This is a genomic window from Stutzerimonas stutzeri, assembly GCF_051028275.1.
In the GTDB taxonomy this organism is placed as follows: Bacteria; Pseudomonadota; Gammaproteobacteria; order Pseudomonadales; family Pseudomonadaceae; genus Stutzerimonas; species Stutzerimonas stutzeri_AS.
Genome location: NZ_CP069269.1, coordinates 4,051,441 through 4,068,219, shown reverse-complemented (window position 1 = coordinate 4,068,219; position 16,779 = coordinate 4,051,441). Strand labels below are relative to the sequence as shown.

At 62.6% G+C, this 16,779-nt stretch carries 10 protein-coding genes and 1 tRNA gene; 3 read left to right on the top strand and 8 right to left on the bottom strand.

The window, feature by feature from the left end; translation table 11 throughout:
- The first annotated feature begins 24 nt into the window (after positions 1 to 24).
- Positions 25 to 1,512: a SulP family inorganic anion transporter gene (locus JQR87_RS18910; RefSeq protein WP_407294282.1), complete on the top strand. Its 1,488-nt coding sequence runs from the start codon at positions 25 to 27 to the stop codon at positions 1,510 to 1,512.
- Between the two features lie 13 nt (positions 1,513 to 1,525).
- A complete protein-coding gene (locus JQR87_RS18905; RefSeq protein WP_407294284.1) occupies positions 1,526 to 2,377 on the top strand; it encodes a universal stress protein in 852 nt (283 codons plus the stop codon).
- Positions 2,378 to 2,414: 37 nt separating this feature from the next.
- On the opposite strand, the gene cfaB is transcribed toward JQR87_RS18905, so the two are convergent.
- The 7 genes from cfaB to uvrD form a co-directional block, all read right to left on the bottom strand.
- Complete coding sequence (cfaB, locus tag JQR87_RS18900) at positions 2,415 to 3,596, bottom strand: C17 cyclopropane fatty acid synthase CfaB (RefSeq protein WP_407294286.1); 1,182 nt, start codon at positions 3,594 to 3,596, stop codon at positions 2,415 to 2,417.
- A 353-nt stretch (positions 3,597 to 3,949) separates the two neighbouring features.
- A tRNA-Sec gene (locus tag JQR87_RS18895) sits at positions 3,950 to 4,045 on the bottom strand.
- A gap of 41 nt (positions 4,046 to 4,086) precedes the next feature.
- Positions 4,087 to 6,003 (bottom strand): selenocysteine-specific translation elongation factor, encoded by a 1,917-nt coding sequence (gene selB, locus JQR87_RS18890; protein WP_407294288.1) that lies wholly within the window; start codon positions 6,001 to 6,003, stop codon positions 4,087 to 4,089.
- Positions 6,000 to 7,409 (bottom strand): L-seryl-tRNA(Sec) selenium transferase, encoded by a 1,410-nt coding sequence (selA, locus tag JQR87_RS18885; RefSeq protein ID WP_407294289.1) that lies wholly within the window; start codon positions 7,407 to 7,409, stop codon positions 6,000 to 6,002. Before selA ends, selB begins: the two co-directional genes overlap by 4 nt.
- Before the next feature lie 396 nt (positions 7,410 to 7,805).
- Positions 7,806 to 8,660, bottom strand: a complete 855-nt coding sequence (locus JQR87_RS18880; RefSeq protein WP_407294291.1) for a Tim44 domain-containing protein — start codon at positions 8,658 to 8,660, stop codon at positions 7,806 to 7,808.
- Positions 8,661 to 8,795: 135 nt separating this feature from the next.
- The gene (locus JQR87_RS18875) at positions 8,796 to 9,905 is read right to left on the bottom strand and encodes a TRAP transporter substrate-binding protein (RefSeq protein ID WP_407294293.1); all 1,110 of its coding nucleotides are present in this window, start codon (positions 9,903 to 9,905) and stop codon (positions 8,796 to 8,798) included.
- Positions 9,906 to 9,961: 56 nt separating this feature from the next.
- Positions 9,962 to 12,151, bottom strand: a complete 2,190-nt coding sequence (gene uvrD, locus JQR87_RS18870) for a DNA helicase II (protein ID WP_407294295.1) — start codon at positions 12,149 to 12,151, stop codon at positions 9,962 to 9,964.
- Between the two features lie 281 nt (positions 12,152 to 12,432).
- Here uvrD and JQR87_RS18865 point away from each other — a divergent pair, with 281 nt between their 5' ends.
- Positions 12,433 to 15,273, top strand: coding sequence for a putative bifunctional diguanylate cyclase/phosphodiesterase (locus JQR87_RS18865; protein ID WP_407294297.1), 2,841 nt, complete (start codon positions 12,433 to 12,435; stop codon positions 15,271 to 15,273).
- Between the two features lie 33 nt (positions 15,274 to 15,306).
- Here JQR87_RS18865 and yegQ read toward each other — a convergent pair whose 3' ends face one another.
- Entirely contained in the window at positions 15,307 to 16,677 is a 1,371-nt protein-coding gene (gene yegQ, locus JQR87_RS18860) for a tRNA 5-hydroxyuridine modification protein YegQ (RefSeq protein WP_407294299.1), read from the bottom strand.
- Positions 16,678 to 16,779 lie beyond the last annotated feature (102 nt).

Genomic DNA, 16,779 nt, shown 5'->3' with positions numbered 1-16,779 from the left:
GGTGCCTTTGCTCTGGAAATAAACATGCTCCATTCGATCAAACAAAACTGGTTGTGCAACGTGCGCGGCGACGTGCTTGCCGGCCTGGTTGTAGCCCTCGCCTTGATCCCCGAGGCGATTGCCTTCTCCATCATCGCCGGGGTCGATCCGCGGGTCGGGCTCTACGCATCTTTTTGTATCGCCGTCGTGATTGCCTTCGTTGGCGGCCGGCCGGGGATGATTTCCGCAGCCACCGGTGCCATGGCGCTGCTGATGGTGACGCTCGTGCGCGAGCATGGCCTGCAGTATTTGCTGGCGGCGACGTTGTTGTGCGGTGTGCTACAGATCGGCGCTGGTTACCTGCGCCTTGGCTCGCTGATGCGCTTCGTGTCGCGCTCGGTGGTCACCGGGTTCGTCAACGCGCTGGCCATTTTGATTTTCATGGCACAGCTGCCGGAGCTGACGGGCGTCACCTGGCACGTCTACGCCATGACGGCCGCCGGCCTAGGCATCATCTATCTGTTCCCCTACGTGCCGATGATCGGCAAGGTCATCCCATCGCCGCTGGTGTGCATCCTGTCGCTCACCGCCGTGGCGATCTACCTGGGGCTGGATATCCGCACCGTCGCCGACATGGGCGAGCTGCCTGACACCCTGCCGGTTTTCCTCTGGCCGGAAGTGCCGCTGACGTTCGAGACCCTGGCGATCATCTTCCCGTATTCCGCTGCGCTGGCCGTGGTCGGCCTGCTGGAGTCGTTGATGACGGCCACCATCGTCGATGACCTGACCGACACCGGCAGCGACAAGAACCGTGAGTGCAAAGGCCAGGGCGTCGCCAACATCGTTTCCGGGATGTTCGGCGGCATGGCCGGTTGCGCGATGATCGGCCAGTCTGTGATCAACGTGAAGTCCGGCGGCCGTACGCGCCTGTCCACCCTGATCGCCGGCGTCGTGCTGCTGCTGATGGTGGTCTTCCTCAGCGATTGGGTCGGCCAGATCCCAATGGCCGCACTGGTGGCGGTGATGATCATGGTCTCCATCGGCACCTTCAGCTGGGATTCGCTGCGTAACCTCAAGCGCTATCCGTTGTCGACCAACATAGTGATGGTGGTTACGGTGGTCGTGGTGGTCTTCACCCACAACCTGGCGTTCGGCGTGTTGGCGGGTGTTCTGCTGGCGGCGCTGTTCTTCGCCAACAAGGTGGGGCACTACCTGCGCATCGGCAACGAGCTGTCCGCCGATGGTAACCAGCGCACCTACCGTGTGGTGGGGCAGGTGTTCTTCAGCTCGTCGGACAAGTTCACCGGCGCGTTCGATTTCAAGGAAGCGGTCGGCAAGGTCACCATCGACCTCAGCCAGGCGCACTTCTGGGACATCACGGCCGTGTCAGCGCTGGACAAAGTGGTGCTCAAGTTTCGCCGGGAGGGGACCGAGGTCGAGGTGCTGGGCCTGAACGAAGCCAGCGCGACCATCGTTGACCGCTTCGGTGTACACGACAAGCCCGACGCGACCGACAGCCTCATGGGCCATTGAGAGGAGAGCGACGATGAATCAGGTCCTAGCGTGTATCGACGGTTCCCCACAGGCTGCAGCGGTGTGCGACTGCGCCGCCTGGGCCAGCCTGAAACTGGACGCGCCGCTGACGCTGCTGCATGTGCTCGATCACCAGCAGTACCCGGCAACCGCTAATCTCAGCGGCATCATCGGGCTTGGCAGTCGCGAATACCTGCTTGATGAGCTGGCAGCCCTGGATGCCAAGCGCAGCAAGCTCGCGCTGGAAGAAGGCCGAATGATGCTCGACGCGGCCAAGCAGCGCGTCCTTAATTTGGGCGTGGTACAGCCCGAAGCACGCCAGCGCCACGGCGATCTGGTGGAAAGCCTGCATGAACTGGAACGCGACACTCGGCTGCTGGTGATTGGCAAACAGGGTGAAGACAGCGGCAACGACCGTCAGCTGATCGGCAGCCAGCTGGAAAGCGTGATCCGCACCCTGCACCGTCCGATTCTGGTCACACCGGCCAGCTTCACCGCACCGCAGAGCGTCATGCTGGCCTTCGATGCCAGCGACACCACCCGCAAGGGCGTCGAAATGATCGCCTCGAGCCCGCTGTTCCAGGGTATCCCGATCCATCTGGTCATGGTCGCTGCCGACACTGCCGACAACCACAAACTGCTCGATGCAGCCCGCGATGCGCTGGCGGCTGCAGGCTTCGAGGTGTATCAGTCCATTCGCCCCGGTGAAGTCGAGCCCAGCCTGCATGCCTATCAGGCCGAACACGGCATCGACCTGCTCATAATGGGCGCCTACGGCCATTCGCGGATTCGCCAATTCCTAGTCGGCAGCACCACCACCAGCATGATCCGCACAACCACCACGCCGCTGCTGCTGTTGCGCTGATGCCTAGCCAGCCTGGCGCGTGCGTCAGGCCGAAGCGCTATTGATAGATGTCCGCCCGCGTCCAGGGCAGTTCATGCGAGCCGTCGGGCAGCGGTTTGCTGGCCAGTATCTGGTGCAGATTGATCCAGTTGCGGCGGAAACCGTAGGCACAACCCGCCAGATATACTCGCCAAATACGCAGCGCTCGCTCGGGGATCATCTGCTGCGCTTCGTCCAGCCGTGACTCGAGCCGTTCACTCCACAGCTGCAGCGTACGTGCGTAATGCAGGCGCAGGCTTTCCACGTCGACGATCTCCAGCCCCGACTCGCTGATGCACGAGCCGATAGCCGTCAGGTGCGGCAGCTCGCCGTGGGGGAACACATAGCGTCCGATAAATTCGCCAGCGCCGTGGCTCACCGGCCTGCCATCGATATGCCGGGACGTAATGCCATGATTCATCACCAGCCCGCCGGGGCGCACCAGCTTAGCCATCTGGCGACAGTACAACGGAAGATTGGCGTGCCCGACGTGCTCGAACATACCGACGCTCACCACCTTGTCGAACTGACCCTCCGTGGGCAAATCGCGATAGTCCATCAGCTCCAGCCGTACCTGCCCTTCAAGCCCTTCGGCGGCGACTCGTTCACGTCCTAGCTTCAACTGCTCGCGGCTCAGCGTGATCCCGAACACCTCGGCGCCGTACTCGCGCGCCGCAAAACGCGCCAACCCACCCCAGCCGCAGCCGACATCCAGAAGCCGGTCGCCGGGTTTAAGTCGCAACTTGCGACACAGGTGACGCAGCTTGGCCTGCTGAGCCTGGTCAAGGTCTTCGCTGCCGGTTTCGAAATAACCGCAGGAATAGACCATCTCGCGGTCCAGCCAGAGCTGATAGAACTCGTTCGACAAGTCGTAATGATAGGAAATGGCTTTCGCGTCGGTGGCCTTGTCATGCGCCTCACGCCTTGGCGATGCCGCATGCCCGTCGCCCAACGCACGGGTAATCTGATCGCCGATCCGGATAATCTCTCCCAGCGGTCCATGCAGATCGATCTGCCCTTCAACATAGGCGCCGCCCAGCAGATCGAGGCTGGGATGGGCCAGCTGCGGAATCAGGTTCGGGTCCTTAATCTCCAGCGTCACGCATGGGGCCGGACCTAGATCCAGCTCCTCCCCGTCCCACAACCGGAGGCGCAACGGAAGGTCCAGTTCCTGCAAAGTCGGAAGCAATGTCGCCAACATGCTCGATCTCCTTTTTTCGCGTTTGGGAAATCCTAGTTCAGGATTTCTCCGTTCGCGCTCCATCGGTCAATCACATTTGGCTACAGGGACAATCGGAAATTGCCAGCGGATTCGATGTGCTTGAACAACGGTTCCGTTTGAGCTGTTGCGCGCTCACCACGGGCTTGGATAAGCAGGCAAAAGGGGGAAGGTAGAAGGGCACAATTTATCTTTCGGGCCCTTACACAACGCCTCGCGCACAACTACGGTCTTGGCCGCATGCCAGAGGCCATCAATTAATGACCTCAATCGCATCGCCGAACAGAGGGGCACTCCGAGTCGTTGCGGCTGTGGTTGGAAGTGGATCAAGAGAATGGCGGAAGGCAGTGGGAGTCGAACCCACCCGGGGACGGCTGCCGCCCCCAACCGGGTTTGAAGCCCGGCCGCACCACCGGGTGCGATTGCCTTCCTACAAGATGTCTGACTTGTCGGTCATAAAGCGTGGGACAGCCTACCTGACCTCAGCATCTGAGGCCAAGGCGCTGTCCTGTCGCACCTTGCGCTCGTTGCCGAAGCGGCGGGTGAAGCCGATGCGGTCGAAGTGTTCGAGCAGCTGGATGCTGCGTTTGCGGCCCAGCTGGATCTGGTCGCGGAAGGCAGCGGCGCGGATGACGCCGGCTTGGCGCTCCATCTGCAAGACCTGATCGGCCAGCAGGCGGATGGTCTGCTCGGGGTAGAAGAGGTCTTTCACCACTTGTTGCAGCGCACCGATGCGCGCCAATTTGCGCAGTAGCTGACGGACCTGTTCTTCCTCAACATCAAGCTCACGCGCGATGTCACGGACCCAGGGCGGGTCGAAGCGGCTGGAGGCGAGCAATGGCCATAGCCTGGCCTTCAGCGCCTCTTCTTCGTCGGTCAGGCGTACCCGGTGCCCCGGCAGGTGCAGCCAGGGGCCGCTGGCTTCGATCTGGCCGTTGGCCAAGGCGCGTTCCAGCAAGGCGATAAATACGGCGCGCTCCACCAAGGGCAGCGCGTACCGGCGCAGGCGGTCGCGGTCCGGGCCGAGCTCGTCCGGCTGCTGTTCGTGGAAGCGCTGCAGGGCGACGATGATGCTTTCGTTGAGGTAATCCCAGGTGCCGCGATCGAACAGGCGGGTGCCCACCCGTGTGCTGATTTCCAGCGCTTCGGCCGGCAGCCGCCAGGTGTGGCGTGGCCGGTTGAACTGGCGCTCCAGCAACGCAGGCTCCAGCCCGTTGAGGGCGCTGGGCAGAAGTGCCGGCAGAATGTCTTCCAGTGTCTCGCCGCTGAGTGCCCGTAGCTGTGCGAGGCGAGCCTGGCGATGTTTGTTGCGTGGCGGCGCGAAGGGGTCGAGTACGCGGCCACCGCCAAGGGTGCGCTGGGCAGACTGGTCGCGCAGCACGACGCGGTCACCGTGTACCGCATGGGCCGGCGCGTTAAGTAGAAGTTGGGCATGCACATGCCCGCCCGGCGCGAGGCATTCGCCTTCGAGCAGGGCGATGCGGCCGGTGACGTCCTGCGCACCAAGGTGGATGTGGACGGGCGTCCAGTGCTTGAGCGCGCGGGCCTCGCTGGGCAGCAGGGTGAATTCGATATCGATGCGTCGCGTCGCGGCTTGCAGTTGGGGCTTCACCAGCCAGTCGCCGCGGCTGATGTGCTCGACCGAGAGCCGGTCGCCGGCGATGTTGAGGGCGACCCGCTGGCCCGCTTGCGCCTGCTCGGCCTTCTGGTTCTGCGCGTGCAGGCCGCGTACTCGCACGGACCGACCGGCCGGACTCATGGTCAGCTCGTCGCCCACACGCACCTGGCCGGCGAAAGCGGTGCCAGTCACCACCACGCCTGCGCCGGTCACGCTGAAGGCACGGTCGATGGCGAGACGGAAATGGTTGTCTTCGCTGCGTTTGCGCAGGGTTTCGGCCTGTGCGAGGAGTGCGGCCCGAAGGGGTTCGACGCCTTCACCGGTCACGCTGGATACCGGGAAGATTGGCGCGCCGGCCAGCGGGCCGGGTTGCAGCAACGCCTCGAGCTGTTCGCAGACGGCCTGGACATGGGCGGGTTCGACGCGGTCTATCTTGGTTAATGCCACCAGCGCGCGGCGGATTCCCAGCAGTTCGACGATGGCCAGATGTTCGCGGGTCTGTGGCATCACGCCGTCATCGGCGGCGACCACCAGCAGCACACAGTCGATGCCACAGGCCCCGGCGAGCATGTTGTGAACGAAGCGCTCGTGGCCCGGCACGTCGATGAATCCGGTGAGGTCATTCTCACCGAGGGAGGCATAGAGGTAGCCCAGATCGATCGTAATGCCGCGCAGACGTTCTTCCTGGCGGCGGTCGCCCTCCTGGCCGGTCAATGCTTTGAGCAGCGTTGTCTTGCCGTGGTCGATGTGGCCAGCGGTGCCGATGATCATCTGGCCAGCTCCTGCTCGAGGTGGGGCAATTGTTCCAGGAATGCTGGCTCGTCATCGAGCTGGCGCAGGTCGAGCCAGAGCGCGTCTTCGGCTACCCGACCGAGGATCGGGATTGGCAAGCCGCGCAGGGCTTCTTCCAGCAAGCGCAGGCTGCGGCCACGAAGGCGCCGGGGCTGTTGCGAACGAATACACAGGGCAGCAGTTGGCAGGCGGGCCACGGGTTGAGCCCCACTGCCGATCATGCCAAGGGTGTTTTCGACCGTGACCTGCCAGGGCTCGCCCAGTGCGCTGGCCAGCGTTGACGCCAGGCGTTCGGCCTGGGTGCGGATGTCCGCGTGTGGACGGCTGAGCAGGCGCAGGCTGGTCAGTCGCTCGGCAAGGCGATCAGGATCGCGATAGAGGTTGAGCACCGCTTCCAGCGCAGCAAGGGTCAGCTTGTCCACCCGCAGGGCGCGCTTGAGCGGGTTCTTCTTGATCTTCTGGATCAGCTCGCGGCTGCCAACGATAAGCCCTGACTGTGGGCCGCCGAGCAGCTTGTCGCCGCTGAAAGTGACGATGTCCGCACCGTCGCGCAAGGCTTCCTGAACGGTGGGTTCCTTGGGCAGGCCCCAACCCGAGAGGTCAACCAGGCTGCCACTGCCGAGGTCTTCAAGCAATGGCAGACCGTGTGCATGGGCAATCTGCGACAGCTCGGCGGTGGCGACGCTGGCGGTGAAGCCCTGCACGCTGTAGTTGCTGGTATGAACACGCATCAACAGGCCGCTGCGCGGATTGATCGCGGCTTCGTAGTCCTTGGCGTGGGTGCGGTTGGTGGTGCCCACCTCATGCAGCTTCACACCGGCGCGGGCCATGATGTCGGGGATGCGAAAGGCGCCGCCGATCTCGATCAGCTCACCACGGGAAATGATGCCTTCCTTGCGGGCGCCAAGGCTGTTCAGCGCCAGCAGCACGGCGGCGGCATTGTTGTTGACCACCGTGACGGCTTCGGCGCCGGTCAGCTCACGGATCAGCCCTTCGATCAGGTCGTCGCGATCGCCGCGCTTGCCGGTGGCCAGGTCGAATTCGAGGTTGAGCGGATAACGTGCCGCGAGGGTGATCGCCTCGACGGCTTCATCAGGCAGTAACGCGCGGCCGAGGTTGGTGTGCAGCACCGTGCCGGTCAGGTTGAAGACGCGGCGTACGCGGCTACGGTGTTGATTGGCGAGCCGTTCGCCGGCGCGGCCCGCAAGCACCGCTTCGGACAGCTCCAGCGCGGCCAGCTGACCGTGACGCGCCGGCTCTCTCAATTCGTCGAGCAGATCGCGCAGGGTGCCCAGCAGGGCATCACGGCCATAACGCTGCTGCAGCGGTGCGCAGGCCGGATCTCGCAGCAACTTGTCGACGGAAGGCAGGCGAACGCTGCTCATCGTGGGTGCACCCAATATGGGTGTGCCGTGAAATGGCTGCTCTGGTTACCGCTGTGTCGCCCACCGGGCCGTGTTTCGATGCTGCCTGACACGCAGGACCTCTCGACTATTACTGCTATGCGAACAGCATAGACGTCCATTTACGGGCAGGGTTCAGCGAGCGGTCGCCACGATAGGCACAGGCCAGAGCCGGTGAGCGGGTTTTGAAAGGGCCAGCGGATAGGCGGCGCATGGCCGGATTATTCAGCCGTAGGCGCGGCCGACGGAGGCCGCGCCTACGGCTGTCGGTTTGTTGTGTTCAGTCAGTGATGCAAGGCGCAAACAAAAAGCCCCGCCAACGGGGCGGGGCTTTTCTCAAACGACTCTGTGCGCAGCGGAGTCGCGTCAAACATCAACTCAGGCGTTTTGGCGGATACCGGCAACCAGCCATGGCTGATTCTCGCCCTGGGCTCGCTCCATGCGCCAGCTTTCGCTGAACGGCTCGCCCTGATCGAAACGCGAGTTCTTCGACACGCCGACGAAGGTCAGGGTGGCGATGGTCTTGTCGGCCTGATCGTCCACACCGTCGAGCTGAATCTGCAGATCGTCGATGTAGGTGGACTGGTAGGCATCGCCAATTTCGGCACGCTCGCGCTTGAGGAACTCCAGCAGCTGCGGTGTGACGAACTCGCCGATCTTGTCCATCTCGTTGGCGTCCCAGTGCTGCTGCAGCGACAGGAAATGCTCACGAGCGGCAGAGACGAAGTTCTGCTCGTTGAACCAGGCGGGTGCGTTGATCATCGGTGCGGCAGCCGCACGAGCGGCACTGCTGCCACCGAAGATCGACTGCTGAGCAGGCATCTCACGCTGCATCGGTGCGTTTCCATGTCCGTGTCCGGCCATCGCAGGCTGCTGCTGACGACGGCGCGCGGCGAGGAAGCGGAACAGCAGGAAGGCGATCAAGCCAAAGATCAGGATATCCATGAACTGGATGCCTTCGAAGCCATCACCCATGAACATCGAGGCCAGCAGACCACCTGCGGCGAGACCGGCCAGCGGGCCGAGCCAGCGCGATGCGCCACTGGCAGCTGCGGGAGTCTGACGGCCAGCCTGGTTGGGCGCTGCTGCCTGAGTCTGTTGGGGTGCCTGGCGAGTCTGATGGCTGGGCGCAGAGCCGAAGCTCTTGCCGCCGCCGAAGCGCTTGGCGTGAACGTCAAGGCTAAAGGTCAGGCTGATACACAGGGCCATGAAAATGCTGAGCACACGTTGCATTTGGTATTCCTGATTGAATGATGATACGGCGCTGATGGTGCATGGCCCGGTGCGGGCACGCCAGTTATAGAGTGTTTCGGGCTTTTGCTTCGCTGCGCTTGCAAGCTCGACGGCAAGCGCAGCGGAGCATCTGACTCAACGCCAGTTATACAGCTCTTTTTCGGAGATTTCGTGCATCGGCTTGACCTGCGCCTGGAACGCCTTCATCGAGGCCCAGATGCGGCCGTTCAGCTCGCTTTGCGCAGCCAGCTCGCCCAGAACGACGTCGGACTGTTCACGCATGGCGCTCAGCACTTCATCGGGGAAGCGCTTCAGCTCGGCGCCTTGCTGCTTCAGCTGGTCGAGCGCCATGGCGTTGTTGTAGACGTAGTCGTCCATCATGTCACGGCTCGCGGCGAGGGCCGCTTCGGTGAGGATCGCCCGCAAATCTTCCGGCAGGGCTGCCAATGCCTTCTCGTTGACCAGCAGCTCCAGCACGGCCTGGGGCTCCTGCCAGCCTGGGTAATAGTAGTACTTGGCAGCTTTATGTAGGCCAAAGGCGAGGTCATTGTAAGGGCTGACCCAGTCCGAGGCGTCGATGGCACCGGTCTGCAGCGCGGTGAACACCTCACCGCCGGGCATATTGACGGTGGTCGCGCCGAGGCGGCTCAGTACTTCGCCACCCAGACCCGGCATGCGGATCTTCAGGCCCTTGAGGTCCTGCAGCGAGTTGATTTCCTTGTTGTACCAGCCGCCCATCTGCATGCCAGTGTTACCGACTACCATCGGCTTCACGCCATATGGGGCATAGGCCTCTTCCCAGAATTTCTGGCCGTCGCCACGGGTCAGCCAGGCGTTCATCTCGCTGGTAGACAGTCCGAACGGAACCGAGGTGAAGAACTGTGCGGTCGGGACCTTACCCTTCCAGTAGTACGCCGCGCCGTGGCCCAGCTCGGCCGTGCCACGCGAGACGGCGTCGAACACTTCCAGCGCTGGAACCAGCTCACCGGCAGCATAGACCTTGATGGTCAGGCGACCATCGCTCATGGTGCTGACACGATCAGCCAAGCGCTGAGCGGCGGTGCCCAGGCCGGGGTAGTTCTTCGGCCAGGCGGTAACCATTTTCCAGTTGTAGGTCTTGGGCGCTTCGCTAGCGGCAGCTTGCGGCTCGGCGGTGGGTTCGACTTTCTTCTCGTCGTTGCAGCCTGCAAGGCTGAGGGAGGCAAGCAGGGCAGCGGCGGCACCAAACAAGTGACGGCGTTTCATGAATGGCTATTTCCTTTGGCGAATTTTATTAGTATCGGTACAGGTTGACGTAAACGTCATAGCGCTTCCAGTTTGGCATAACTGAGCATCAACCACTTGCTTCCTTCACTCTCGAAATTCACTTGCACGCGGGCCTGGGCGCCGGAGCCTTCGAAGTTGAGAATGGTGCCCTCGCCGAACAGCGAATGGCGGACGCGCTGACCGAGATTGAATGGCGTCTCCGGCACGTTGGCGCCGTCGAACAGTGAGCCGCCGCTCATGCCGCGGCTATTGAAGCTGCGGCTGACGGTGTTGCTCAGGCGTACTTCGCTGACCAGCGCGGGCGGCAGCTCCCGCACGAAGCGCGAAATCTTGTTGTAGGTCTCGCTGCCGTAGAGCCGACGGGTTTCGGCGTAGGTCACGATCAGCTGCTGCATGGCGCGGGTGATGCCGACATAGGCCAGGCGGCGTTCCTCTTCGAGGCGGCCCGGCTCTTCCAGACTCATCTTGTGCGGGAACAGGCCTTCTTCCATGCCGACGAGGAAAACCAGTGGGAATTCCAGACCCTTGGCGCTGTGCAGGGTCATCAGCTGCACGCTGTCTTCGTGGTCGCCGGCCTGCTGCTCGCCGGCTTCCAGCGAGGCGTGGTCGAGGAAAGCGGCAAGCGGGGTCTGCTCGTCTTCTTCCTCTTCACTGTAGTGGTCGAAGGCGCGCGCAGCGGACACCAGTTCCTCGAGGTTTTCCACCCGCGCCTGGGCCTTCTCGCCCTTTTCGTCGCGGTGATAGGCCAGCAGCCCGGATTGCTCGATGACCAGCTGCGTCATGTTGTGCAGCTGCATGCCTTCGACCTTCAGCGCGAGCGTGTCGATCAACTCGACGAAGCCGTTCAAGGCGCTGGCGGCACGGCCCGACACCACCTTGGTGCCAACGGCCTGGTGCAGCGCGGCCCACATGGATGTTTCCTGCTGTCGGGCCAGCTGGCGCAGGCATTCGACGGTTTTTTCACCAATCCCGCGCGCCGGCACGTTGATCACGCGCTCCAGCGCCGCGTCGTTGTCCCGCGCCTGGATCAGGCGCAGGTAGGCCATGGCGTTCTTGATCTCGGCGCGCTCGAAGAAGCGTTGGCCGCCATAGATTCGATAGGGGATACGTTCGCGCAGCAGCGCTTCTTCGAGTACCCGGGACTGAGCGTTGGAGCGATATAGAATGGCGATCTCGCTGCGGCTCATGCCGTCGCGGATGGCCTTTTCGATGCTCTCGACCACGTAGCGCGCTTCGTCGTGTTCATTGAAGGCGGCGTACAGGCTGATCGGCTCGCCTTCGCAGCCCTCGGTCCACAGTTCCTTGCCCAGGCGACCCTGATTGTTGGCGATCAGCGCGTTGGCGGCCTTGAGGATGCAGGCGGTGGAGCGGTAGTTCTGCTCCAGTCGGATGGTTTCGGCATCCTGGAAGTCTTCGCTGAACTGGTGCAGGTTTTCCACCCGCGCGCCGCGCCATCCGTAAATCGACTGATCGTCGTCGCCCACCACCATCAAGCTATCGCCGCCCTTGGCCAACAGGCGCAGCCAGGCGTACTGGACGGCGTTGGTGTCCTGGAACTCGTCCACCAGGATGTGGCGGAAGCGCCGCTGATAATGATCCAGCAGGCCCGGATTGTCGCGCCACAGATCCAGCGCGCGCAGCAGCAGCTCGGAGAAGTCGATGACCCCGGCGCGTGCGCAGGCGTCCTCGTAGGCCTGGTAGATGCTCAGCATGGTCGCCAGGAACAAGTCGCCGCTGGGCTGGATATGCTTGGGCCGCAGGCCTTCGTCCTTCTGCCCGTTGATCCACCACTGGGCCTGACGCGCTGGCCAGCGCTGCTCGTCGAGGCCGAGATCGCGAATCACCCGCTTGACCAGGCGCTGCTGATCGTCCGAATCGAGGATCTGGAAGTTCTGCGCCAGCTTCGCTTCCTGCCAGTGGGCGCGAAGCAGGCGATGCGCCAGGCCGTGGAAGGTGCCGACCCACATGCCTTGCGGGTTGACCTTCATCAGCTGCTCGATGCGATGACGCATCTCTGCGGCGGCCTTGTTGGTAAAGGTCACTGAAAGGATCGAGTGCAATGATGCGCGTTCGACCTGGTGCAGCCAGGCGATGCGGTGCACCAGTACGCGGGTTTTGCCCGAACCGGCACCGGCGAGGACCAATTGACGCCCCAGCGGCGCGGCTACGGCCTGGCGCTGGGCATCGTTCAGGGAGTTCAGGAGGAGGGAGAGATCGTCATGCATGGCGCCATTCTAGCCGGAAACCGGGTCGTGCCGCTCGTTCAACGGACGGACGCCAGTGACGCCGGGGGTAAGTTGAATGCTTGGCTGGGTAGACGGAGCGGGCCTCCAGAGCCGTATGGCTGCGGTCGGCCCGTCTTTGAATATCCGCCTGATCGATACCTGCGTATCGTCGTTCACGGTCTTTGGTCGGACAGGCGATGACCGGACGCTAGCGTCGTGCCATTATCGGGGCGTGCTGCAGTGAACGCCCTGCTCCAGACATCTATTATAAGAACAGCCTGATGATCGATTCCGCACAAGCCAACTCGGCGGCGTCCATGGCCATGGAGGACCCCGCCGCTTTCAACCTCGCCAAGATTGACCAGCGGGCCGAGCGTACGCGGCTGCTCTACGAGGGTTCCCGGCTTGCGCTGGTGCTGATGATCATCACCAGCCTGGTCTTTCCCATTGTGCTTTGGGCGGAAGCGCCAAAGCTGCAATTGTCGATCTGGTCGGGCGTGACCTTGGCGCTCGCTCTTTTGCGGCTGCAGCAGACACTTAGCTTTGTCAAGGCCAGCGCTGACGAACGTAAACGCCCCCGCTGGTATCGATCCTTCCTGCTGACCAGCGTCGCCAGCGCGGTAACGCTGAACTACGCCATCATCGAGCTGGCGCTAGGCGGGTCTTTCCTTCAACAGACGCTACTGCTTGGCTCGCTCGGCTCGGTATTTTTCGCCGGCGGCGTGGCGTGCGGCGTATCGCCTCGAGCGTTCGGTGCCTTTGTCATTCCTGGGCTGCTTCCCGCTGTGGGCGTGCTGCTGGGCAGTGGAGAGCCCCAGCTGCAGGGGTGGGGTCTGCTGGCGGCGATCCTGCTGCTGACGCTGTGCATGATCGCCTGGCAAATGAACCGGCTGGTGACGGCTAGCCTCGCGCAACGGCTACAAAATCAGTTGCTGATTCGGCGATTGGAAAGCATGCGTGGTGAGGCCACTGAACTGAACGGCGAGCTGGCTCGGGAAATCGAACAGCGCCGGTATGCCGAGGGTCGGCTGCGAGAAGCCTTTGACGGGCTCGAACGGCGGGTAGTCGAGCGCACTGCAGCGCTTCGTGAAAGCGAGGCACGGTTGACGCTGGCGCTGGAAGCCAGTGAGTTGGGAATGTGGGATTGGGACATGGCCAATGGTGATGTCCATCATTCGAGGATGGATGTGATTTTTGGTGTTGGTCGGAGCGACCGGCTGCGGCTGGCCGATCAGCAGCGACCCGAAGTGCATCACGAGGACGGGCCGCGCGTTCGGCAGGACCTGATCGATCACCTGAAGGGCAAGACCGACAGTTACTCGGTGCAGTACCGTGCGATGCTGACCAACGGTAGGTCGATCTGGATCGAAGACCGCGGCCGGGTGATCGAGCGTGACGCGGAAGGGCGCGCCTTGCGCATGATCGGTACCCGGCGAGACATCAGCGAGAGTCATCGGCAAGCCGAGCAATTGCGGTTGGCCGCGACGGTGTTCGAGGCCGCGGGTGAGGGCATGGCGATCATGGACCCCGAGTTCCGACTGCTGGCGGTCAATCAGGCCTGCTGTAATCTGTCCGGCTTCAGTCGAGAGGAGCTCATCGGTGAAAGCGTCGCCCTGCTCGCCAGTTCCGAGGACAGCCGCCAGCAGTACGCCACGATTCGTGAAAGCCTGGCGCAACACGATAGCTGGCAAGGCGAGCTGATCGAGACGCGCAAGAATGGCGAGGTGTATCCGCAATGGGCACAGATGCGGGTGGTGCGGGACGTGCACGGCAACATCACCAATGTGGTCGCCTTCGTATCCGACCTCAGCGTTCGGCGGCAGGTCGAGGAGCGGCTGCGCTACCTGACCTACTATGACGAACTCACCGGGCTGGCCAATCGGACCCTCCTCAAGGAACGGCTGCACAGTGCATGCGAACGCAGCCGTAACAGCAACCGCGGGCTTGCCGTCCTGTATATCGACCTGGACCGCTTCAAGATTCTTAACGAAAGCCTCGGGCACGAAGTTGCGGATCAGCTGTTGCGCGAGGTGTCCCGCCGCCTTTCGCACACGCTCTCGGATGCCGACACCATTGCACGCCTGTCCGGTGACGAGTTCGTGGTGGTGCTCGATGGCTATGGCAGCCTGGCGAGCCTGGCGCATACGGCCAGCCGGCTGCTGACGCGCATCAGAAAACCGATTCATCTCGACGACCAGGAGGTGGTAGTGGGCGCGTCCATTGGCGCGAGCCTGATGCCGGACAATTCACGTGAGGCGACGACGTTGTTGCTGCAGGCCAATATGGCCATGCAACACGCCAAACATCTAGGGGGTAATACCCTGCAGTTCTTCACAGAGCGCTTGCAGGTGTCGAGCCTGGAAAATCTCAAGCTGGAGAACCAGCTGCGTCACGCACTCGAGGATGGCCAGCTGGAGGTGTTCTATCAACCGCGATTGAACGTGAAGGATGACAGCCTGGATGCGGCCGAAGCGCTGGTGCGCTGGCGCCATCCACAAAAGGGCCTGATCGCGCCGGGATTTTTCATTCCCCTGGCCGAGGAAACCGGTCTGATCATCCCGCTTGGCGAGTTCGTGTTGCGCGAGGCCTGCCGACAGGCGCGTCAATGGCAACTCGAAGGATTGGCGGCCATTAGGGTCTCGGTGAACCTGTCCGTCAAGCAGTTGCGCCAGGGCAATTTCGTCAGCCTAGTGCGGCAGGTGCTGGAAGAGACAGGTCTACCGGCCGACCGGCTCGAGCTGGAACTGACCGAAAGCCAGTTGCTCGATGACATCGACAATGCCGTCAGCATCAGTCGTCAATTGCGCGGGCTGGGCGTAAAACTGGCCATCGACGATTTCGGCACCGGCTATTCATCGCTCAGCTACCTCAAGCGGTTTCCGGTTGACTACGTGAAGATCGACCGCTCTTTCATCTCCGAGCTGGATCAAGTAGGTGAAGACTCGGCCATCGTTCGCGCAATCATTGCCATGGTGCACAGTTTGGAATTGAAAGTCGTGGCTGAGGGTGTCGAGACCCAGGCGCAGGCGGAATTTCTTAAGGCGCACAACTGTGACGAGATGCAGGGCTATCTGATCAGCCGGCCCGTGCCGGCCGAAGAGTTCATCAAGCTGTTGGTCTGACAAGCCTCGCCGACTCAGGAATGGCCCGTCTCGCTAGCCGCGGTGCGCGCTGCCGTCCAGCTCGCGCATCACCAGCGCATGCTGAAGGTTGACGCTGTCCGGCACCGGCAGGTACAGCACATGCCCATCACCCGGCGCCACTTCTGTGCGTTCGCCGCGCTTGTTTTCCAGGGCGTCCAGGCGGAAGTTCAGATTGCCTTCCGGGGTCATGAGCTCGAGGCGGTCACCCACGGCGAAGCGGTTCTTGACGATTACCTCAGCCAGCCCGTTGCGCCGCTCCCCGGTCATCTCGCCGACGAACTGCTGGCGGTCCGACAATGAGAAGCCGCGCTCGTAGTTCTGGTACTCGTCGTGGACATGACGGCGCAGGAAGCCTTCGGTGTAGCCGCGGTGAGCCAGCGATTCCAGGGTGTCCATCAGTGATTTATCGAAGGGTCTGCCAGCGAGTGCATCGTCGATCGCCTTGCGGTAGACCTGCGCTGTACGCGCCACGTAGTAATGGGATTTGGTGCGGCCTTCAATCTTAAGCGAGTGCACGCCCATCTGTACCAGCCGCTCGACATGCTGCACGGCGCGCAGGTCCTTGGAATTCATGATGTAGGTGCCGTGCTCGTCCTCGAAGGCTTCCATCATCTCGCCAGGACGGCTGCTGTCCTCGAGCAGGAACACCTGATCAGTTGGCGCACCCGCGCCCAGGGTCGGCTGGCTTCGGTCGTGGTCAAGCTGCTGGAGCGGAATCGGCTGGTACTGCTGGACGATGTTGCCCAGCTCGTCTTCCTTGCCCTCGTGGGCTTTGTACGCCCAGCGACAGGCATTGGTGCAGGAGCCCTGATTGGGGTCGCGCTTGTTGATGTAGCCGGAGAGCAGGCAACGCCCGGAGTAGGCCATGCACAGCGCGCCGTGAACGAACACTTCCAACTCCATGCCCGGCACCTTTTCGCGGATTTCGCCAATCTCTTCCAAGGACAGCTCGCGGGAAAGAATGGTGCGGGTCAGGCCCTGCTGACGCCAGAACTCGACGCTCGCCCAGTTCACCGCGTTGGCCTGCACCGAGAGATGAATGGTCATCTCCGGGAAATGCTGGCGAACCAGCATGATCAGCCCCGGATCGGACATGATCAGTGCATCGGGGCCCATCGCGACCACCGGCTCCAAATCCTTTATGAAGGTGCGCAGCTTGGCGTTGTGCGGCGCGATATTGACCACCACGTAGAACTGCTTGCCCTGGGCATGAGCCTCGTCGATGCCCAGGCGAAGGTTGGCGTGGTCGAACTCATTGTTGCGCACGCGCAGGCTGTAACGCGGCTGTCCCGCGTAGACCGCGTCGGCGCCATAGGCAAAGGCGTAACGCATGGATTTCAGGGTGCCGGCGGGCGACAGCAGTTCGGTGCACGAGTGGGTCATGGTGCAGTGGCTCTGTATACCAACATAAAGTGTGCGGATTCTATCGGGTTGCCCAACGCTTTTCGCCCCGCCAGATCAAGTGAAAGACGAACTCCTGAGCCT